The organism is Psychrobacillus sp. FSL W7-1493 (assembly GCF_038004905.1).
GTDB lineage: Bacteria > Bacillota > Bacilli > Bacillales_A > Planococcaceae > Psychrobacillus.
The window spans coordinates 1,742,000-1,762,676 of record NZ_JBBOSB010000001.1 but is presented as its reverse complement, the minus strand read 5'-3'; the positions used below and the strand labels follow the sequence as shown (position 1 = coordinate 1,762,676).

Annotated in this window: 22 protein-coding genes; 6 read left to right on the top strand and 16 right to left on the bottom strand. The window is 35.9% G+C overall.

The window, feature by feature from the left end; translation table 11 throughout:
* Window positions 1–25: 25 nt before the first annotated feature.
* The 11 genes from MKX96_RS08890 to MKX96_RS08840 all read right to left on the bottom strand — a co-directional run bounded on the left by MKX96_RS08890 (window position 26) and on the right by MKX96_RS08840 (window position 11,756).
* The gene (locus MKX96_RS08890) at window positions 26–640 is read right to left on the bottom strand and encodes a class I SAM-dependent methyltransferase (RefSeq protein WP_340883239.1); all 615 of its coding nucleotides are present in this window, start codon (window positions 638–640) and stop codon (window positions 26–28) included.
* Window positions 641–964: 324 nt separating this feature from the next.
* Entirely contained in the window at window positions 965–1,165 is a 201-nt protein-coding gene (locus MKX96_RS08885; RefSeq protein ID WP_340883238.1) for a hypothetical protein, read from the bottom strand.
* Window positions 1,166–1,180: 15 nt separating this feature from the next.
* Entirely contained in the window at window positions 1,181–1,672 is a 492-nt protein-coding gene (locus MKX96_RS08880) for a peptide ABC transporter substrate-binding protein (protein ID WP_340883237.1), read from the bottom strand.
* A 545-nt stretch (window positions 1,673–2,217) separates the two neighbouring features.
* Window positions 2,218–2,985: a CPBP family intramembrane glutamic endopeptidase gene (locus tag MKX96_RS08875; protein ID WP_340885946.1), complete on the bottom strand. Its 768-nt coding sequence runs from the start codon at window positions 2,983–2,985 to the stop codon at window positions 2,218–2,220.
* 121 nt (window positions 2,986–3,106) lie between these two features.
* Window positions 3,107–3,916 carry a MerR family transcriptional regulator gene (locus MKX96_RS08870; protein WP_340883236.1) on the bottom strand — a complete coding sequence of 270 codons (810 nt, stop codon included), beginning with the start codon at window positions 3,914–3,916 and terminating at the stop codon, window positions 3,107–3,109.
* 337 nt (window positions 3,917–4,253) lie between these two features.
* Window positions 4,254–4,463, bottom strand: a complete 210-nt coding sequence (locus tag MKX96_RS08865; protein ID WP_340883235.1) for a hypothetical protein — start codon at window positions 4,461–4,463, stop codon at window positions 4,254–4,256.
* A gap of 236 nt (window positions 4,464–4,699) precedes the next feature.
* The gene (gene ltrA, locus MKX96_RS08860) at window positions 4,700–5,959 is read right to left on the bottom strand and encodes a group II intron reverse transcriptase/maturase (RefSeq protein ID WP_340885944.1); all 1,260 of its coding nucleotides are present in this window, start codon (window positions 5,957–5,959) and stop codon (window positions 4,700–4,702) included.
* A gap of 625 nt (window positions 5,960–6,584) precedes the next feature.
* Complete coding sequence (locus MKX96_RS08855; RefSeq protein ID WP_340883234.1) at window positions 6,585–8,825, bottom strand: peptidoglycan D,D-transpeptidase FtsI family protein; 2,241 nt, start codon at window positions 8,823–8,825, stop codon at window positions 6,585–6,587.
* 116 nt (window positions 8,826–8,941) lie between these two features.
* Window positions 8,942–9,550 (bottom strand): superoxide dismutase, encoded by a 609-nt coding sequence (locus MKX96_RS08850; RefSeq protein WP_169358095.1) that lies wholly within the window; start codon window positions 9,548–9,550, stop codon window positions 8,942–8,944.
* 116 nt (window positions 9,551–9,666) lie between these two features.
* Window positions 9,667–10,146, bottom strand: a complete 480-nt coding sequence (locus MKX96_RS08845) for a DUF456 domain-containing protein (RefSeq protein WP_340885941.1) — start codon at window positions 10,144–10,146, stop codon at window positions 9,667–9,669.
* Complete coding sequence (locus tag MKX96_RS08840) at window positions 10,146–11,756, bottom strand: Na/Pi cotransporter family protein (protein WP_340885940.1); 1,611 nt, start codon at window positions 11,754–11,756, stop codon at window positions 10,146–10,148. Before MKX96_RS08840 ends, MKX96_RS08845 begins: the two co-directional genes overlap by 1 nt.
* Window positions 11,757–11,952: 196 nt before the next feature.
* Here MKX96_RS08840 and MKX96_RS08835 point away from each other — a divergent pair, with 196 nt between their 5' ends.
* From MKX96_RS08835 to MKX96_RS08815, 5 genes are all read left to right on the top strand, one after another.
* Window positions 11,953–12,453 carry a DUF1189 family protein gene (locus MKX96_RS08835; RefSeq protein WP_340883233.1) on the top strand — a complete coding sequence of 167 codons (501 nt, stop codon included), beginning with the start codon at window positions 11,953–11,955 and terminating at the stop codon, window positions 12,451–12,453.
* 48 nt (window positions 12,454–12,501) lie between these two features.
* Window positions 12,502–12,837: a hypothetical protein gene (locus tag MKX96_RS08830; protein WP_340883232.1), complete on the top strand. Its 336-nt coding sequence runs from the start codon at window positions 12,502–12,504 to the stop codon at window positions 12,835–12,837.
* A gap of 93 nt (window positions 12,838–12,930) precedes the next feature.
* A complete protein-coding gene (gene ispG / locus MKX96_RS08825; protein ID WP_251555618.1) occupies window positions 12,931–14,049 on the top strand; it encodes a flavodoxin-dependent (E)-4-hydroxy-3-methylbut-2-enyl-diphosphate synthase in 1,119 nt (372 codons plus the stop codon).
* 12 nt (window positions 14,050–14,061) lie between these two features.
* Window positions 14,062–14,640 carry a hypothetical protein gene (locus MKX96_RS08820; RefSeq protein WP_340883231.1) on the top strand — a complete coding sequence of 193 codons (579 nt, stop codon included), beginning with the start codon at window positions 14,062–14,064 and terminating at the stop codon, window positions 14,638–14,640.
* A 129-nt stretch (window positions 14,641–14,769) separates the two neighbouring features.
* Window positions 14,770–15,387: an NAD(P)-dependent oxidoreductase gene (locus tag MKX96_RS08815; RefSeq protein WP_340883230.1), complete on the top strand. Its 618-nt coding sequence runs from the start codon at window positions 14,770–14,772 to the stop codon at window positions 15,385–15,387.
* A 592-nt stretch (window positions 15,388–15,979) separates the two neighbouring features.
* On the opposite strand, the gene MKX96_RS08810 is transcribed toward MKX96_RS08815, so the two are convergent.
* The 3 genes from MKX96_RS08810 to MKX96_RS08800 are packed head-to-tail and all read right to left on the bottom strand — an operon-like array spanning window position 15,980 to window position 17,999.
* A complete protein-coding gene (locus MKX96_RS08810; protein ID WP_169358088.1) occupies window positions 15,980–16,390 on the bottom strand; it encodes a Fur family transcriptional regulator in 411 nt (136 codons plus the stop codon).
* Window positions 16,387–17,235: a metal ABC transporter permease gene (locus MKX96_RS08805; protein WP_298472822.1), complete on the bottom strand. Its 849-nt coding sequence runs from the start codon at window positions 17,233–17,235 to the stop codon at window positions 16,387–16,389. Before MKX96_RS08805 ends, MKX96_RS08810 begins: the two co-directional genes overlap by 4 nt.
* Window positions 17,232–17,999, bottom strand: a complete 768-nt coding sequence (locus MKX96_RS08800; protein ID WP_169358086.1) for a metal ABC transporter ATP-binding protein — start codon at window positions 17,997–17,999, stop codon at window positions 17,232–17,234. The genes MKX96_RS08805 and MKX96_RS08800 overlap by 4 nt, the downstream gene beginning before the upstream one ends.
* A 102-nt stretch (window positions 18,000–18,101) precedes the next feature.
* Here MKX96_RS08800 and MKX96_RS08795 point away from each other — a divergent pair, with 102 nt between their 5' ends.
* Entirely contained in the window at window positions 18,102–18,362 is a 261-nt protein-coding gene (locus MKX96_RS08795) for a hypothetical protein (RefSeq protein WP_169358085.1), read from the top strand.
* A 30-nt stretch (window positions 18,363–18,392) separates the two neighbouring features.
* Here the strand turns inward: MKX96_RS08795 and MKX96_RS08790 are convergent, their stop codons facing one another.
* Together MKX96_RS08790 and MKX96_RS08785 are read right to left on the bottom strand one after the other, a co-directional pair.
* Window positions 18,393–19,280 carry a deoxyribonuclease IV gene (locus tag MKX96_RS08790; protein WP_340883229.1) on the bottom strand — a complete coding sequence of 296 codons (888 nt, stop codon included), beginning with the start codon at window positions 19,278–19,280 and terminating at the stop codon, window positions 18,393–18,395.
* 12 nt (window positions 19,281–19,292) lie between these two features.
* Window positions 19,293–20,591, bottom strand: a complete 1,299-nt coding sequence (locus MKX96_RS08785; RefSeq protein WP_340883228.1) for a DEAD/DEAH box helicase — start codon at window positions 20,589–20,591, stop codon at window positions 19,293–19,295.
* Window positions 20,592–20,677: the final 86 nt, after the last annotated feature.

The following is a 20,677-nucleotide window of genomic DNA, read 5'->3' as shown; positions in this document are numbered from 1 at the left end:
TTAACTGTTAGTTCAATAAGAACAATTAATGAATTTTAGAAATTACTATTTTTCTATACATTCCATTCATCATAATTGGTATATCCTCTTCTACTTTTATACTTTTTTCAGGGATTAATTCTTCAAAACTCCGACCAATATCAGTTCCTAATACTTCTATAATAGGTCTTAAAAGAACTTTTGTTAACGAAAGCTTTTTATTTTTAGGAGCAAATTTATCGAAAATAATTATTTTTCCTTCATATTTTAAAACTCTTGTAATTTCTTGAAAACATTTATTAGCATCAGGTACAACTGAAAGGATTAGACTTGCTACTACATAGTCAAAGGACTTGTTTTCAAAATCCATATTTTGAGCATCCATTTCCAAAAACTTTATCGTAGATCCCTTGAACTTTGTTTTTGCCTTTCCAAGCATGTCAGGTGAATAATCAATTGCAGTTATATCTAAGTCTGAGTAATTTACTAACTCTAAATCAGCACCTGTCCCTACTCCAACAAACAAGATTTTTTGTTTGTTATCAAATGTTATTGATTGGAATATTTGTTTTCGAGCATTTAAAAAGATCCCCGAATTAAAAAACTTATCGTAAATTGGAGAACCAACCTTATATATAAATTTATTCCAAGGATTATTCAAACTGCTACACTCCCAAATCAACTCAAATTATAGCTATCCTATTATGTGTAGATTCCTTCACAATATTATTCTTATTTTAACATAAATATCCAGTTAAGTTGAAACTAATTTATTCAGATGTAGGGTAGGAATCATCATACGATTTTACGAAAAATCAATCTTTTTCTTTAACATAGCCTTTTTAAATGGGTTTACATCATTGTTCAATATTCTTTGGTTTTTTATAACTGTGTACAAATAGAAAAAGGCCACACCATGAGGTGTGACCCATTATTTCTACACATATATTTGTTTATTAGAGACTTTATTGGAGGCGCTATTTTGCTAGGATTCCCGTTTTTTTAATAACTTTTTTGTTATGAATGCCCCGGCGACCCCTATGGCTCCACCTATAAGACTGGCTATAATTATAAAAAGAATTTCGCCCCAATCAACCTCGTTGTTATTCCATAGACCTTTTGCAATTACTAGGATTATTATTAAACCCATAAATAATGATAAAGCTTTAATCTGTCTTGCAATCATTATTACACCCCTGTTTTAACTAATCGAAATTATTTCTACGTCTTTGGGTCGCCATCCATTGTCTTTATAATGAACTTTACCTTCTACACCGATTGCACCTTTAGCTGAACGGTACTTAGAACCTATGAAGGGTATTTGATTGTTGGACTTAAAATCAATTAATTCTACTTTGAGAAGTACGCCGTCCAAAACCATCGTATCTGAATTAAACAAGCCCTTTTCTTCTAATTGCTCAAAAGTTGCGTCCATTACTTCGACGTTATATTTATCCTTAATGTATTTTACGATTTCTTCTTTGTCACTATCATCTACATCCTTGAAATTACTCATATCAATAGCTATAAATTTCATATGGTCATTCAATGAATTATCCTGTTCCATTATTGAGTCCAATGTAACACTATATATTTCTCCTAGATGTTCCTTCGGCTCAACTGCATTATTACAAGCAGAAAGCAATAGCGATAGGATAACAATCATACCAAAACCAAAATATTTAAGATTCAAGTTAACACCCCCTTTTACCGTATAGACGATAGTAATTATAGTTCCGTTTCAAATAAATTTATTCCTCATTTCATAAATTCCTTATTTATTACAAAGTTCTTGCTCGCTTTGCGGTTTCTTTTCTGTGTGTCGCATAAATATCGTTTTGTAATCTGTGCCACTTCCTGCGGTAACTCTTATCATCGACGATGATCCTTCGTGTATTGTCGTAAGGGCTATACCGCGACGTGACAACGAGATTCCCCTTTTAGTAGATAGTCTCTTAGAAAAAATACACAAAAAAATGAGCTAGGATATTTTCTCCTGCCTCATTTTACTTTGATATTACTTTTCACTAAAGCTACCCGTTAGTTGAATAAGCACCACTAAAAACTTAATTTACTTTATATGTTTTAATTTTTCTATTCAAACTTAACATACTTACTATATGATACAGTTCACTGAAACTGAAACTGTTTGAAGGGACCGCATAAGACGCTAATCATTAGAGTCACATAAACCAAATCTTTGTCCAGTTTTTTGCACAAACCAGATTCTCCATTCAATTACCTGTATAAGCACTTTTTATAATTAACTAAGCTAAAAACTACAGCCACTATTGAATATAATACAGAGGTAACTGTAAGAATATTAAGTACGTTTCCAACTTGAATGCCCATAAAATAATTGAAAAGTTGGTGGATCATAATAGGAATAATGAGATTATGATTCAAGTTATAAATTGCAGTTATGATGATTGATATAGCAACAATGGCACCCAAGAAACAAATGATATATTGCACCAATTGTAACCCAGAGTATCCTGACATAAGCCATAACGGTGTATGCCAGAAACCCCAAACCAATCCAACGATAATGGCTGATTTTAATGGACTGAATCTTTTTTGCAATTCATTTAATACAAATCCCCTCCACCCTAATTCTTCCCCGAGTGGTCCTAAGATTAAATTGTAGCCAAATACGATAAGAAGTGAAGTCCACGAAGGAGTTAATTGTTCATGTATGGGCAAACCCCACACTTTGTTTGTCATTAAAAGACTACCAATCAAAACCAAAAATTGAATAAGGACGACACACAATACCGTTGATATTCTGATTCTTTCCCTAAATTGGCTTTTTATAAAGTTCCATAGATTCCCTTGAGGGTATATTTTACAGAACATTGTTACGAAGACAAATGTAGCCGTCCATGATGATAGCACTATTAATATATCTACAATGGGCTGAGACTTTAATAGAAACATTGTCAGCCCTATGACAATAAGAAAAACAAAGAACATGACATAGGTCCATAAAATATACTTTTTTAACATTCCACTCAAACCAAACACCCTCCTATATATAAAAAACCAATAGAACAGTTTGAACATGTTCCATTGGTTATAAAGATAAACTATGGTGTTACCCCCAGGTCAATATCAATAAAAAGTATTTTTACTCTTCTTCAACAGGAATATATATTTCTAAGAAGGCTCGTTCTTTGGTATCAAGATATGTAATAAGACGAGTATTAACAAAAGCAACACCTTTTGGTTTAAGTCCTTGTTCGTTTCCCCATTCTAAAGTAGATTCAAATACTTTATCTTTAATATCATTATTTCCATTTTGATACCTGCCATCCTCAACGATTGTATAGATACATTTAGAATATTGTAAATAACATCCGCTTTTTTCCTTATGTATCGTTTCATGCTTTTCAACAATATACATCCTAGAATCTAGAAACCCGTTTTTATCAAAAGTAAATTTCCTCATGATTTTGCTAAGAATATCATCCTTCATCATATCCATATTTTCCAATATGGTAGGATATTCCAGAAAGGAATAAAAGTCAGAAAACTCATTGATTACTTCATAGATTGGGAATTTCCTTATGGAGTATTGGTTTAAATGTTCTTTTAATTCCTCACAGAATGCTTTTGTTTCTTTTATTTTTTGAAGCATGAATTTATTATTTCGTATGGTTTCTTCTAATTGTTCGGCTTTTACTTCTAATAAAATTTCCAGTTCTTCTATTGCTCTTCCTTCCTGTAGATTTCTAACTTCTTTCATAGATAAGTTTCTCTTTATATAAAAATCTGCAACCAATAATGTATAAATATCATAATCATTATATTGACGATAATTATTTGATTCATCATGGTTCGGTTTTACAATTCCTTGTTTCTCGTAATACCTTAGTGCATCTCTTGATACACCTAGAATTTCAAATAATTGACTTGTTCTATATGTTTTCCTTTCCATTTCATATTGACCTCCTAAAGATATACTATTCATAGAGTAATTATAAAAATTTTACTACATAATCACGGATTTTATTAATATGATCAAATATATCTTAACAAACTACATAATTATAAAGATATCCAACTAAGGATTATCTACCCAATTAATACTAAGAGAGGATTATTTTAATCAATCTTTATTTATATAATCGAACCTTGTGTTAAACGAACAATCTTTTTACAAAACTACAATTAGGTTCTCTTTTTGTATTCTTATTCAACTAACCTGCGGCGTTGGTTCAATAAGAAATAGGCTTTACTCCTTCTTGAAGTAAAGCACCTCGTTAATAAAATAATCAAAGCAAATTTGATATCCTTAATAAGCCATATAGCATTAGTAGAAGTCCTAAATAAAACAAAGCTGTTAATCCTGTAAAAGGGTCTAAAACAAAATCAAAAAACTCACTCCACTTTTCCTTAGTAGAATCAGCTTTCTTTATACTGGGTATGAACATAAACAACGAAATAACTATACAAATAACTCCTGCAAAGGATAAAACACCCATCAGTAAACCACCTTATTTATGTTTTTATATCTTTACATTTGGAACTCAATCCAATAAAGTTACCAATCGCTTCTTCAACTAAACTGCGGCGTTAGTTTAAGTGTAACACTTCACAAATAAATCTCCTCAAGAAAAAATCAATCCTACCCTTTAACACAGCCAATCGAGTAGGAGGGAGTGATTAACTCCCGACCTCTCACACCACCGTACGTACGGTTCCGTATACGGCGGTTCAATTAAGATGAATGACGCAAAGTTTCGTAACGAACGTGCAGACTTTTCAGCCCTTGGCTTTCCCAAAAGGAATTGCCAAGGGTTCTGTGTAATATGGGGCTTTTAGAAATGCGCCAGTACCCTTTACGGGTATTTCCCCACTCGTATGCTTTTCCATAAGGAACTTTTAATCGAGTAAGATTTCTGACTCTTGTTCGAGGTTTCTTCCAATCCTTCCAAAGGCACATACGTAATCTTCGTTTAATCCAGCTATCCAATATTTTAAATATGGTAGGTGTATCTGCTAAAGCGAAGTATCCACACCAACCCACTAGATATTGGTTTAACTTTTCAATTCTATATTCCATGGAATATGGCATCTTTCTAGAGGTAATTTCTCGTATTTTCTTCTTCATTCGTTGTAGACTTGTTTTTGCAATACGAACCTTCGGTTCTTTATGAGCAGTAAAGCTAAACGCCAAGAATTTTCGATTCCAAGGGCGGTCCACTGCCGATTTCTTTTCGTTAACTTTCAGTCGAAGTTTTCCTTCAATAAATCGTTGTATACTCGCCATTGTTCGTATCCCTGCCCGTTCACTCTTCACATAGATATTGCAGTCGTCTGCGTACCGAACGAATTTATGTCCACGTTTCTCTAACTCTTTATCAAGTTCGTCTAATACGATGTTTGATAAGAGTGGACTTAGAGGTCCACCTTGCGGGGTTCCTTCTTCTGTACTGGAAACTACTCCATTTATCATGACACCGGATTGGAGATATTTACGGATGAGTTTTAGTAAAGGTTTATCTGAAATTCGTTTCGCTAACGTTGCCATTAGTCGGTCATGATTGACCTTATCAAAGAATTTCTCTAAATCCATATCCACGACCCATCGATAACCCTCTTTTATATAACCCTTTGCTTCTCGAATGGCATCATGGGCACTCCGATTTGGTCGGAATCCATAGCTGTATTCTGAAAATGTTTTATCATATTCCTCAGATAATATCTGCGATATAGCTTGTTGAATCAAACGATCTGTCACGGTTGGAATACCTAATAGACGCACACCACCGTCTGGTTTCGGGATTTCGACTCGACGTACTGGCTGCGGTTCATAGGTTCCATTCAAAATCTGCGATTTAATGGTTTCCCAATTTTCGAGGATGTGCTGTCGTAAGGTTTGTACGGGCATCATGTCTACTCCATGGCTTCCTTTATTCGCTTCTACCCGCTTTAACGCTTGTATCATGTTTTTCCGTTCCAGTATCTGATTCAACATCGCCATTTCGTTCCTTTCCGTGAATAACTTATCTTCTTTTGCCCAACTGGACTACACCCTCCGCAAATACCCTCGTGGGATTCACCACTACTTTCTAAGCGTGAGGTTTCTTTGTTTTCTGTGTTCATTCATCCAAGTTGGAAAGCCAAGGGTTATTCTCTCCTAATTGTTCAGTCCTTCCGAATGGTTCTAGACCCATTCGTACTATGACCTCTGCTGACTTCTGATGGTTCAGCCACTCCTCATGGAGTGGGTTATGAAGGGTACTTCACGTTTCCATCAGACCTCCCCGGGTAAGCGCATGCACTTTCACACCATCTATCCGCCTCATTTACTTGGTATGACCTTCGACAGAAAGAGCTTTGTTTTGTTATGCAAACTCACTCAATCATACCTAGCCTTCTATGAGATTCGTGTTCCTCGGACCGGTGATTTGCCTCCAGCTTCCTTCAGATTCCGCGTCACCACGGACACCCTTGCTCTCGGCTAACCTTTACTTCTGTCTTCGGGGTTCGGGACTTGCACCCTATAGTTCATGCGCATGCCGGGCGCACATAAAAAAAGTGAAATTGCACAGTCGCAATTTCACTTTTAATGCGGCAAGAGATTGAACTCTAGCCCTTATTTACTGTTCATCGGTTGTATTTGTTTCTTCACCTTCATCAATTTGGTCATTTGTGAATGCCGGTTTGATAGGAGGTGTTGCCGTAGATTCGTTATTTTCTAACGTACTTTTCTTTTTCTGTATATTAAAGTAAGTATCTACAACCTCACGAGCCATTACACTCGTATAATTTGTTTTATAAGAGGATTCAGTGAATGCATGCGGTACAACAATCGCATAAGCAATCTCAGGGTTATCATAGGGTGCAAATCCTACATGAGTTAAATTAACTGTCCTAACTGATTCTTTCATCGTGTCATCCTTATAATATGACTGGGCCGTTCCTGTTTTACCTGCTGCTGTATAAGGTGCGTTACCAAAAGCTCTAGCACCTGTACCTTGCTTTCCAAAATAAACGCGTTGCATCCCTTTTCGAACATGATTGATCTCTTCCTGCGAATTATCTACCACATTTAAAACGGTCGGTTTAATTTCTTTTACTAACTTCCCTAGAGTGACTCCATCCTCTGATGGTTCACGAATTTCTTTTACGACATGCGGTTTAATACGTTTGCCTCCATTAGCAATAGTCGCAGTATATTGAGCTAACTGTAATGGAGTGTAGGTATCATACTGACCAATACTTAAATCTAGTAATTTACCTGACTCTGTTTTACCGATAACACCAGTAGACTCTCCTGGTAAGTCTATGCCAGTTGGGACACCTAAGCCAAACTGGGCATACCCATTACGCATTTTCAAAAATGCTTCTGCTCCAAAATTGACCGGCTGATTTGGCTGGTATGTTTTGCCAGCCAAGGCATATGCTATTTTAAACATATACACGTTGGATGAGCGTTCTAAAGCTGTTAAATCATTTAAACGAATTCTTGAGCCTCTATTAAATACAGAGCTTTTTGGCGCTGAACCCTTAATACGGATAGGCTCATCTACCATATAATCCCCTATACTAATTGCATTTTCTCTATAAGCGGTTAAAACAGTAGCAGGCTTTACAGTAGATCCAAGCTCATAGCCAGTTTTAAATGCTCCATAGGCATAGTCTTGTACAGCCCATTTACCATTCTCTTTTACTAGTCTTTTTCCTACTAACGATAAGACATCTCCCGTATATGGATCTAATATAACTAAGAATGCACTGTTTAAATAATCTGTTCCTGCATTATTGTTTTTCATTTGAAGAAGTTGTCTTTCAATAATTCCTTCCATTTCTAGCTGAACCTGACTATCGATTGTCAATACGAGCTCATTTCCTGGTTTCCCATCATAAATGGTACTTACATCAATCACTCGACCTTTACCGTCTGTTATATTTTTTACTACCGTTTTTTGTCCTTGTAGTATTTCTTCATATTGTTGTTCAATATAAGAAGTACCTACTCGATCATTACGAGTGTAGTCTCTAGATAAGAAATAATTTAGTCGCTCATTTGGAAGTCCTTTTTTCGGAGAGGATACGCTTCCTAATACTGCTAAGGTTGAGTTTTTCACACGTCTCCAGTCAGTTGTCGTGTTTACCCCGACCATATCTGGATCTCCCAGTCTCTCGGAAACTCTAGCAAATTCCTCAGCTGTGACCTCTTTTATGTCTCCTTCTTCCTTGTTCATTTCATCACCTTTAATAATTTGTGGTGATAAGGCATAGCCTGCAGCCATCTCTCTGTAGATCGCAATAATTTCCTCTTCCTCGGGGGTAAAGGAATTGAGCTGTTCTTCAGTAAGCTTACTTCTTTGTAAACGGTCGATTGCTCTGTTCTTTTCGCTCGTCGTTAATTCTTCGTTAGATTCGATTTTATTACGTTCTTTATCTGTCACGAGGTTCTTAGCTTCTTCAGCATTCTCTCTTAACCAATAGTCTTGACGATCACTTTTTGTAATATTGTCTGTATCCTTTTCAATTAACTTACTCAATTTCTTTGCAGTTTCTAACATATCCTCGGATTTCGTAGTCTGCATTTTTGTATAAGTTATAACCTTTTGTGGTTTATTGTCGACTAGTATACGTCCTTCACTATCATATAATCGTCCTCTTGGAACGCTAGTGTTTACAGATGTCTCCTCCGTACTCTCCAGTTTTTTGACATACTCTTCCCCTTTTACAATTTGAAGGTATCCTAGTCTCAGGATTAAAAGGGTGAACAAAAGAAATATGGAAAAGAAAAGAATGTTCATACGAAAAGTAATGTTTTTCCTTTGTTTTGCTTTTATACTTTGTGCACGTTTTTTTGAAATTTTTCGCATGATCTCACCTACTTGTTAAATAATTTTCTTTACTTACAGTGTAACATAAAAAACACACACTTTTAGACGAAAAAGTGTGTGCTAAGTTTCTTTTTATTGACTTTTTATAATAATAATTATTTTGCTGAAGCGTAACGTTTTGAAACTTCATCCCAGTTTACAACATTCCAGAAAGAAGAAATGTAATCAGGGCGACGGTTTTGGTAATTTAAGTAGTAAGCATGCTCCCAAACGTCTAATCCTAGTAATGGAGTTTTACCTTCCATGATAGGTGAATCTTGGTTTGCAGTCGAAGAAATTTCTAACTCTCCGTTTGATACAGATAACCAAGCCCAGCCAGAACCAAAACGAGTTGTTGCTGCTTTAGCAAACTCTTCTTTGAAAGCATCAAAGCTACCGAATTTTGCATCGATTGCTTGAGCTAAATCTCCAGTTGGAGTACCACCACCATTTGGTGATAATAGTTGCCAGAATAATGAGTGGTTAGCGTGCCCACCACCATTGTTACGAACTGCTGTTTTAATGTCTTCTGGAAGAGCGTCGATATTAGCAATTAGTTCTTCTACTGATTTGTTTTCTAAATCAGCTTTACCAGCTACCGCATTGTTTAAGTTTGTTACATAAGTATTGTGGTGTTTCGTGTGATGAATGTTCATCGTTTCCTTGTCGATATGTGGTTCAAGTGCATCGTAAGCGTAAGGTAATTGTGGTAATTCGTATGCCATTATAGTTTCCTCCTAAAGAATAATATAGTAATTTTCTGCCCATTTATTAGCGTATCAAAATTTGATCAAACGTTCAATTAAAATAGCCTATTATTGTTCTCCTACTTTTGACTGAGTTATACAAAGAGAACAAATACCACTAGCATTACAGTTAATATTACCACTTTAGCTATGGAAGAAGTTAAGAAACCGATTAAAGATCCTATACCAGATTTAAACGCATGTTTTAATCCTTCTCTTGTAACGAGTAATTCAGCTATTACAGCACCAAGGAATGGTCCAATTATGATACCAGCTACAGGAATAACAAAAGGTCCAAATAACAAGCCGATTGTACTGCCCCATACTCCGGCCTTCGTTCCACCAAATTTTTTAACACCAAGCGCATTGGCAGCCATATCCGCTCCAAACAAAAGAATGACAAATAATATTTGGATTGTCCAAAACAGCCAAGTCAATTCGGTGAAAGAAAAGAACAATCCATATAAAATATAACCAAGTAGCATGAATACTACTGAAGGAATAATAGGATAAAAAGTACCGACATAAGCTATTACAAAGCTAGCTATTATTAAAATCCACCCAATAACCTCTATCATGTGCGTCTCCCCAATACGGCTTCTGCCACATTACAAGCATGGTCTCCAATTCGCTCTAAGTTACTAAGAATGTCTACGAACATTATACCTGCTTGACCTGAACATTTACCTTCGTTTACTCGTAAAATGTGATTTTTTCTAAATTGTCTTTCCATTTTATCTATAACATTCTCTTGTTCTGCTACTTCTTGTGCTAATTTTACATCGTTAGTATTCAGAGCTTCTATCGCTTTTTCCACTGTTTTTATCGTTAACTCAAACATTTCAGAAACATCCTCTATTGCATCTGGAGTTAAAACAATTCGGTGAACCTCTTGATACTCTATCAGTTCCAAAATGTTCTCAAAATGATCTCCAATTCTTTCAATGTCACGAACAGTATCCATTAGCATATTATGTCGGCTAGAATCTTGGTCAGACAGTGGCTGAGAGGAAATCTTTACTAAGTAATCTGTAATTTTTTGATCTAAATTATTTAATGCGTCTTCTACCTGATATGCCAGATCTGAATCACGCTTGTTTTTTGTTTTTAGATAAGCATATGTTTTCTCCAAACCTTGTATACTTAGAGCTCCCATACGTAAAATTTCCTCTTTAGCCTGACCGATAGCAATTGATGGTGATTGTTCGATAAAGTTAACATCTAAATGTTTAGGCTTATATTCTATTGAAACATCGTCTCCAGGTATTAACTTAGTGACAAGATACGCCCAAGCCCCAATCAATGGAAACTGTATAATTGTATTTGCTACATTAAAGGAACCGTGAGCAAAAGCTATTTGCATCTTGCTTTCCAAATCTAATACCCCAGAGATCCATTCTATATAGAGAGTAAAAGGAATTAACAAAATTAAAAAAATTACAGAACCAACCACGTTAAATAAAACATGGGTTGCCGCCGCTCTCTTTGCAGCAACAGATGCACCTAAAGATGCCAGTATTGCTGTAATAGTAGTCCCAATGTTATCTCCAAATAATACTGGCAATGATCCTTTTAGAGATAAAAGATCTTCTGCATATAGTCCTTGTAATATAGCAACAGTTGCACTTGAGCTTTGCACTATTAATGTAAAAATTGTTCCGGCCAATAGCCCGAGAACGGAATGATCACTCATTGCCAGAGTGAAATCAGTAAATGCTTCTAACTCTCTTAAAGGCTTCATACCGCCACTCATTAGTTCCAGTCCGAGGAATAACCCACCAAATCCAAATATAACTTCACCTACATTTTGTACAATATGTTTCTTAAAAAAGAAAATTAAAAAAGCTCCTACTGCCATAATTGGAAGTGCATAGCCTCCGACATCAAAGCCGATAATAAAAGCAGTTATTGTAGTTCCTATATTTGCTCCCATAATAACACCAATGGCCTGTCGCAGTTTCATAAACCCTGCACTAACTAGACCTACAGTTATTACAGTTGTCCCAGAACTAGATTGAATCAACACAGTTACAATGATTCCGACTAAAACTCCCATAAAAGGATTAGTAGTATAACGGTCTAAAATATCCCTTAGTCGATCCCCCGCCGCTTTTTGCAACCCATCACCCATATACTTAATAGCGAACAAGAATATACCCAGTCCTCCAAAAAATTCAAACAACATTTGCTGCCAGTTCAATTCCACGATAACCCTCAGCTCCCATTTCGACAAATTAATTCAACTTCTATTATGGTTAAATTATTAAGTTGATGTAAACACCTACTCACTATTCTTTACAATATCTTAACAAAGTAAAATTAAATTTACTTTGGTTACTTCATTCTGATGATGATAATATAGAATTGAAAGGGTGAAATTTATGAATTTATTTCAGCTATTTAAAGCAAGCCTACATAGCCCTAAAAAAATTGCTGCATTTCGACTTATTCCAATCGGAAAGGTTATGCAATACGTGTTTATCTACGTATTTTTCATGACTGCAATCTCCTTTTTCGGATTTATAAACGGTATTTCAGAACAACAACAAAATGTAGAAGGACTAATCGAATACTTTTCCGATATTCAATGGTTAATCTATCCCTTTGCATTTCTATTTCTATTTGTTTTAAATACTATGTTTATATTTGTCCGTATTAGTATCTTTGCCTATTTAGGTACCCTAATACTTCTCTTTTTAAAACGACGTGGTGAATATCGACACCTTTGGAGATCTACGTTGTTTGCTAGCACGGTGCCTATGGTCATTTCTATTGTCATTGCAATCTTGCAATGGTCCAACGATTGGATTCAGCTAGGAATCTATGCTGTTACCTTTGTCTATTTATATATTTCTTTAAAATATTATCCTATAAAGAAATAGCATAATGTCCCCTCCTCCGACATAGAGTTGGTTAGGGGGGATTTTTTTATGAAACTATTTTTAGCAACCATTATACTTTTTATATCGTTTTATATTATTAAGGTAGATTTGTTTGAAGGAACAATCCCACTAGCTTATTCAAGTGAAGTCTCTATAGAAGAATGTATGGAATCTCCAGAATATATAGTTGCTGAGATTATGCCCGGAGAAACAATCTATTCGTTGTTTGCCATTTATCCAACAAGTGAAGAAATTTCTTTCACAAAACGTTTAAATGATTTTTACGAGCTTAATCCGCACTTAAAAAAGCAATCATTTCATGTCGGAGAAAAAGTACTTTTACCTGTTTATACATCACAATCAAACTGTAAAAAAGAAAATTAGAGGTTTCTTCCTTGTCAATTCGTTTGAAAGACTGATAAAATGGTGGATAGTGACGGCATAAAGCCTCAAGAAGGAGAGAATTTCATGAGTGAAATAATTCATCGTTCCAAAACTCGTCCTGTACGAGTTGGAAACTTAACTATAGGTGGCAGTAACGAACTTTTTATTCAAAGTATGACAACAACTAAAACACATGATGTGGAAGCAACCGTAGCTGAAATATTACGTTTAGAGGAAGCTGGTTGTCAGGTTGTTCGTGTAGCTTGTCCAGATGAACGTGCTGCTTATTCGATCGGCGAGATAAAAAAACGTATTAATATTCCATTAGTAGTGGACATCCATTTTGATTATAAATTAGCACTAATTGCAATCGAGCAAGGTGCCGATAAAATTCGTATTAACCCAGGTAACATCGGGCGTAAAGAAAAAGTAGAAGCTGTAGTTAATGCCGCTAAAGCAAAAGGTATTCCAATTCGTATTGGAGTTAATGCAGGTTCATTAGAGAAAAAAATCTTAGAGAAATATGGCTATCCTACTGCAGACGGTATGGTAGAAAGTGCTCTACACCATATTAAAATCCTAGAAGACTTGGATTTTCATGATATTATCGTTTCGATGAAGGCTTCTGATGTTAATCTTGCGATCGAAGCATATCGCAAGGCTTCTGAGGCATTTGATTATCCATTACACTTAGGGATTACTGAGTCAGGAACTTTGTTCGCTGGATCTATTAAGAGTGCTGCCGGCCTAGGAACACTCTTAGCCATGGGTATCGGAAACACATTACGTGTATCGTTAAGTGCAGACCCAGTGGAGGAAGTAAAAGTAGCTCGTGAGCTGCTAAAAGTATTTGGTCTTTCTTCTAATGCGGCTACATTAATTTCTTGCCCTACATGTGGACGTATTGAAATCGACTTAATTTCTATTGCAAATGAAGTGGAAGAGTATATCTCCCATATTAAAGCACCTATTAAAGTAGCAGTACTAGGCTGTGCAGTAAACGGTCCTGGAGAAGCTCGTGAAGCTGATATCGGAATTGCTGGTGCACGTGGCGAAGGTCTATTGTTCCGTAAAGGAAAAATAGTTCGCAAAGTGCCAGAGGAAACTATGGTAGATGAACTGAAGATTGAAATTGATAAAATCGCAGCTGAATATTTTGCGAAACAAGAGTTAGAAAAGCAACAAAAGGAAATTGAAGCTCAACAAGCTTAAGGAGAGATATAAATGACGAATGTACGTTTCGGCATTGATATAGATGGGACAGTAACTTGCCCTACTTCTTTGCTACCTCATATAAATGAAGCATTTAAATGCAACTTGCAATTAGAGGATATTAAAGAATATGACTTAACTAAAGCTTTTGAAGTAGACCAAAAGGAATTTTATGAATGGTTTAAATCCTCTGAGCCAGTCATTTACGCTACATCCCCTATCCAGGCTGATGCGAAAGCTGTTTTATCAGCATGGAAGGAAAAGTATGAGCTATACTTCATCTCAGCTCGTGGAGAAAACGTGATGGATGTAACGCTAAACTGGTTTAAAGAGCAAGAGCTCCTATATGACCATATCGAATTGATTGGTACGCATAACAAAATTGAAACTGCAAGAAAGCATAGGGTTCATGTATTCTTCGAAGATAAGCATGACAATGCTGTTGAAATAAATGAAGAGCTAGATATACCTGTATTATTGTTCAATACCCCATATAACCAGCAGCCAGCTCCTAAGGGAGTCATTCGAGTGAATAACTGGATTGAGGCTAACAATTGGATTGAAAAGGAATTTTCGATGACAATTAAATAAAAAGTTGAAGGGGTAACCTGTTAAGGGTTACCTCCTTTTTTTAGATATAAACCAACTTCATGACTTTGCAAAAGATCGTCCTACAAAAAGCAAAACATTAACCAAAACAAATGAAAAGAGGAATTACGAATGGACATTATTATATTTGGAGCTAGCGGTGGAGTAGGTAAACATTTTACTAAATTAGCATTAGACAACGGCCATTCTGTCACTGCTTATATTCGTACACCTTCCAAGCTAGATATCAATCACGATAATCTAACTATTATTCAAGGAGATGCTTTTGACAAGCAGGCTGTCGAAGCTGCTATAAACGGAAAAGATGCCGTTGTTTCGTGTTTAGGCTCCACTACCGGAATGAAAAAATCTACGCAGCTAGAGAATATGATGAAAAACGTAGTAGATGGAATGGTAGCAAATAATGTAAGCCGCATTGTTTACACTGCTTCAGCAGGTGTAGAAAATGAAATACCTGGGTTAATGGGCAAGATGATGATGAAGATGCTTGGTAACGTGTTAGCCGATCATAAGAATGCGATTGAATATATCAAATCTAATAATTTAACGTATACGATTGTAAGACCTATGGGATTAACGGACAAAGCATTTACAGGGGATTATAAAGAGTCTGCTACAAGCGTTCCTAGTTCCGGAAAATCAATTTCAAGAGCAGATGTAGCTGATTTTATCTACAAGGCGTTAACTGACAGCTCGTATGAAAACACTTCTGTAGGAATTAGCAGCTAATAAATTTTAAAGCGTAAGTAAGTGTTAAATATTTGCGCCGTTAACATAGCCAAATAAAAAAGGAGACTTGAACAAAAGTCTCCTCAAGTAAAATGAAACCATAAGAATAGAGAAATTTTTAATACAAATTAGTCACCTTTAAAAAATAAAGGCTATGTTAAAGGGTAGGGTTGATATCTATGATCAATTCAGAAAGTAGCATTGATTTCCGCGCTAGCCGGACGCTTTCCGCGGGGTGAGCGATAAGCCATCACCCATCGCTAGCGCGCGTGGTTGTGATGTCTTATCTGTCTCCCTCATCCCGCTGGAGTCGCCGTCTGGTGCTCCAATCAATAAATGGAAAAGGCTGTACTGCATCCATAAAGTTCTTAAATTACTCGCATAAACAAAGCCAAAAAACAGTCACCAACCACAATTCAAAATCTATTTATGTTCTTTAGTCATTTGAACGTCACTTTTTTAATGTTTACAGTCACTATAAGAAAGAAATTTTTAGTCAAAATCAACCAATCACTTTAACATAGCCAAAATAAAAACACATGAAATCATTGTTGATTTCATGTCTTTTATTTAACTACTATTTTTGTGATTTTTAATGACACTCTGGACAGTTGCCGTAAATCTCGAACTTGTGATTTTCAATTTCATATCCAGGAATCGAATTTTGGAGCGTTTCCATCGGGCAATAATTTATTTCTTTAATGTTGCCACATTTCAAACAAATAAAATGATGGTGGTGATGGTCTACTTCACATTGCATACGAAAGTTCTTTTCGCCGGCAAGCTCTGTTTCTTCTAAAATACCAAGCTCAACAAAAGTACTAAGATTACGGTAAATAGTATCATAGCTCATGCCTGGATGCTCCTCCATCATGACGTCTAATATATCTCTAGCGGTAATATACTTGGTTGTTTTAGAAAAAATATCAAGAATTTGTTCTCGCTTGTCTGTTTTTTTAAAACCCTCTTTTTTAAGAATATCCCATGCTTTATCTATATTCACGTTGCCACCGCTCCCTTTCTACCCTTCTTTTTAACAAAAATAGCTCCAAGTAAAATGACAATAGATGTAACTACAATGGTACCTCCCGGGGCTAAATCAAGGTAAAATGCACTTACTAATCCGATAAGGACAGCTAACTCACCAAATACTACTGAAAGAATGAGCGCCTGTTTAAAGCTTTTTGACAATCTCATAGCAGCTGCTACAGGTAAGGTCATTAAAGAGGAAACAAGTAAGATTCCCACAATTCGCATAGAGGCAGCTATTACTAGAGCTGTGACTATCATGAATAGCATATGAATCCACTTAGCAGGAAGGCCAGATGCCTTTGCATACTCTTCATCAAATGATAGTACAAATAGTTCTTTAAACAATAATCCTAAAAACAAGAAGACAACCGCTGCTATACAAATAACTATCCAAAGATCTTGTCTACTAACAGCAGACACCGAGCCAAATAAATAACTAAACAGGTCAGAGCTGAACCCTTCGGCTAAGGAGATAAATATGGCACCAAAGCCTAAACCTGCCGACATAATGATTGGAATCGCTAATTCTTCATAGTGCTTATATAAACGACGAAGCCTCTCTATAAAAAGAGAACCAGTAACAGAAGCCACAATGCCTAAATATAATGGGTTTAGTAGCGCAAGTGCTCCTACAGATTGACTCAGGTAAAGACTGCCTGCTATTCCGGCAAGTGTTACATGACTCAGTGCATCAGCGATTAAGGATAATCTTCTGACAACAATAAACACACCTAATAATGGAGCAATAATTCCAATAATCAACCCGGAAGCAAATGCATTTTGTAAAAACTCATACTGAAAAATAGACTCTATCATGACTGTACCTCACCCTGGTGTTCTACTTTACGGACCGAATGACCGTACCACGATTCTAATTGTTCTTCGCTCATTGATTCCATATCTTTTTTAAAGCCGTGAAAATGAATTCTCTGATTTAGGCAAGCAACATGGCTAATACTTGTTGATACTGCGTCTACATCATGTGTAACTAATACGATGGAAATGTTATGTTCACGATTTAAATGTACTAACATATTATAAAATGAACGAACATTTTTACTATCAATTCCAACGGTAGGCTCGTCTAGTATTAACACTTTTGGATTACTTATCAAAGCCCTTGCGATAAATACGCGCTGTTGCTGGCCTCCAGAAAGCTCTCCAATATTTTTTTGAGCGAAGTCTTCCATTCCTACTGCTTTTAATGCTTGACGAACTTGTATTTTAACATCATCCGGAAAACGCTTAAACAGACCTATTTGTTTAACAACTCCACTTCTAACAACTTCACTAACGGTTGCTGGAAATCCAGTATTGAATGAATTGGACTTTTGAGAAACATATCCGATCCATTCTCTTTCCTTAAACTGATTAGCCGGCTTTCCAAAGAGAAGTACATTTCCGTTTGATGGCTTCAATAAGCCCAACATTATCTTTAATAAGGTTGATTTCCCAGAGCCATTGGGACCGATAATAGCTAGAAAATCGCCTTCCTTAATAACTAAATTGATATCGATTAAGGCTTGTGTTTGTTCATACTTGTATGAAATATTATGTAATTGAATTAATGGTAAGGCCAATTTGTTTCCTCTATTCTAATTAAGAATGATTACGATTTACAAAATAAAAGTATAGAGGATAAATCGTATAGTGTAAATAAAAATGCTTGAAAGGATGTTCTAGTGGATATTGCTAAGTTTATTATTCAGCTACAAACCTGTTCAAAAAAAGAGTTTAAGAAAATACTCAAAGGGTTTGATGTGAAATTATCAGATAAAGAAATAGAGGGCGTCTATCCCTTACTGCAAGAAATATCTATTACTTGGTTGGTTTTAGGTGTGCCTAATGCTATTCAACAAAAACTTATAAGCATTTTAGGAGAAAAACGTGCAATTGCTTTATACGAGCAATTGAAAGAAAAAGGCCCCTCTTCTTTTCAATGAAAAGAGAGGGTCCTAAATAATTGAATCTATTTAAACAGTTAGTAGATCTAATGCATTTGGGTCAAAAGTTTTCGAGCGTAGCATCTCAATCTCCATTTTATATGGAGCTTTCTTTGATTTGGCATCCACACCAACGAAAGGAGTCTCTAAAATTTTAGGGATATTTATCAGCTGTGGATGATGCACTACATATTGCAATGCCTCAAAGCCAATTTCACCAAACCCTATGTTTTCATGACGATCTTTAGCTGCTCCACAAATATTTTTACTATCATTGATGTGTAGAACTTTTAATCGGTCAATTCCAACCAAACGATCAAAATGATTTAAGACGCCATCAAAATCGTTTACAACATCATATCCGGCATCATGGATATGACACGTATCCATACAAACCGACAAGCGATCATTATTTTTCACACCATCAAATATTTGTGCAAGCTCTTCAAAAGTCTTACCACATTCAGAGCCTTTTCCCGCCATTGTTTCTAAAGCAATTTGAACAGGATAATCAGAGCTTAATACTTCGTTTAAGCCTTCGATAATCTTTTGTATACCAGCATCAGCTCCAGCACCAACATGTGCACCAGGATGCAATACGATTTGTGTAGCTCCTATAGCTGCAGTGCGCTCTACCTCTTTTTGTAGAAAGTCTACACCTAAAGCAAACGTTTCTGGCTTCGTTGTATTCCCCAAATTAATAATATAAGGTGCATGAACGACAATATTATTTATGCCGTTTTCCTTCATATGCGCAAGGCCAGCTTCAATGTTTAACTCATCTATTGGTTTTCTGCGTGTATTCTGTGGTGCACCTGTATAAATCATAAATGTATTGGCACCGTACGACGCTGCCTCTTTACTAGAAGCTAGCAACATTTCTTTTCCACTCATGGAAACATGTGATCCTAGTAGCATGGAAGTTCCCCCTTATTTCTTACGGTTTTTGATGCGACGTTCTCTTTTCTTAACTTTATCCATTTCCCATTTCATGTTTCGTTTATATCCTGGTTTAACCTTTTTAGGCTTTCTAACCAACGCTTTTGCTTTTGCATCTATCTCATTTTCGACTTTAGTTCTATTTTTTCTAGCATGTCTCTCTTTCAATTCAGACCATTCGCCATTACTTACATCTTTATGCTCAAATGTAATCCCCATCTTTTCAATACGGTTTAAAGCATCTTCATCAGATGGTTCAAATAAGGTAATAGCTGTTCCGGTTAGTCCTGCGCGGGCAGTTCTACCAACTCGGTGAATGAAAAATTCAAGGTCATCAGGTATTTCGTAGTTTATGACATGGCTTACTCCTGGAATATCGATTCCACGAGCTGCTAAGTCAGTAGCCACAATGTATTGATATTCTAATTCGTGAATTTGCTTCATCACTCGTTTACGATCACGTGGAGAAACATCTCCGTGAACAACGCCAACTTTTATGCCGTTTCCTTGTAAATAGTGTGCTACTTCATCCGCATTCTGTTTCGTATTAGCAAAGATAATCGCTAAATAAGGATTAATACCTTCAATAACGTCTAATAATCTTTTTTTACGAGATTTACTACGCACTGGAACAACAGTAAAGTCTATGCCATCAGCGACCGCACGTTTATTGCCTATTTTAATATGCACAGGTGAATCCATGTATTTCTTAAGGAATGGTTGTAATTTTTCTGGTATCGTCGCAGAGAATACGAACATTTCTAATTCATCTGGCATTTTTGATGCAAACTGATCGATTTCATTGATAAAACCTAAATCAAATGCAAGATCGGCTTCATCTACCACTAATATTTTTGCGGTATGAACTAAGAGTGCCTGCTCAACTGTTAAATCACGAAGTCGACCTGGAGTACCAACGACTATTTGAGGCTGTGTTTTTAACTTTTCGATTGAACGAGCTTTATCAGTTCCTCCGATAAATAGCTTAGTTTGGATTTCAGTGCCTTCAATTAACTTGTTCAACTCTTTATATATTTGAGTTGCGAGCTCTCTAGTCGGAGAAGTAATTATTGCTTGAACTGCTTGCTTACTAGCATCAATTTTTTCAACAATTGGTATTAAGAAACTATGTGTTTTCCCAGTTCCTGTATGCGCTTGACCAATTGCACTTTTACCTTTTAAGACTAGTGGAATCATTTCTTTTTGAATTGGTGTTGGTTCTTGGAAGCCTAATTTATTTATAGCTTCTAGTAAAAACGGTTGAAAATTATAATCTGTATATTTGGACATTTTAGTCCCTCCCTATCATACCTATATTGTAACACGATTTGTACATAAAACCGATAATTTGCATAGAATAGAATAGTCTGTTTGTT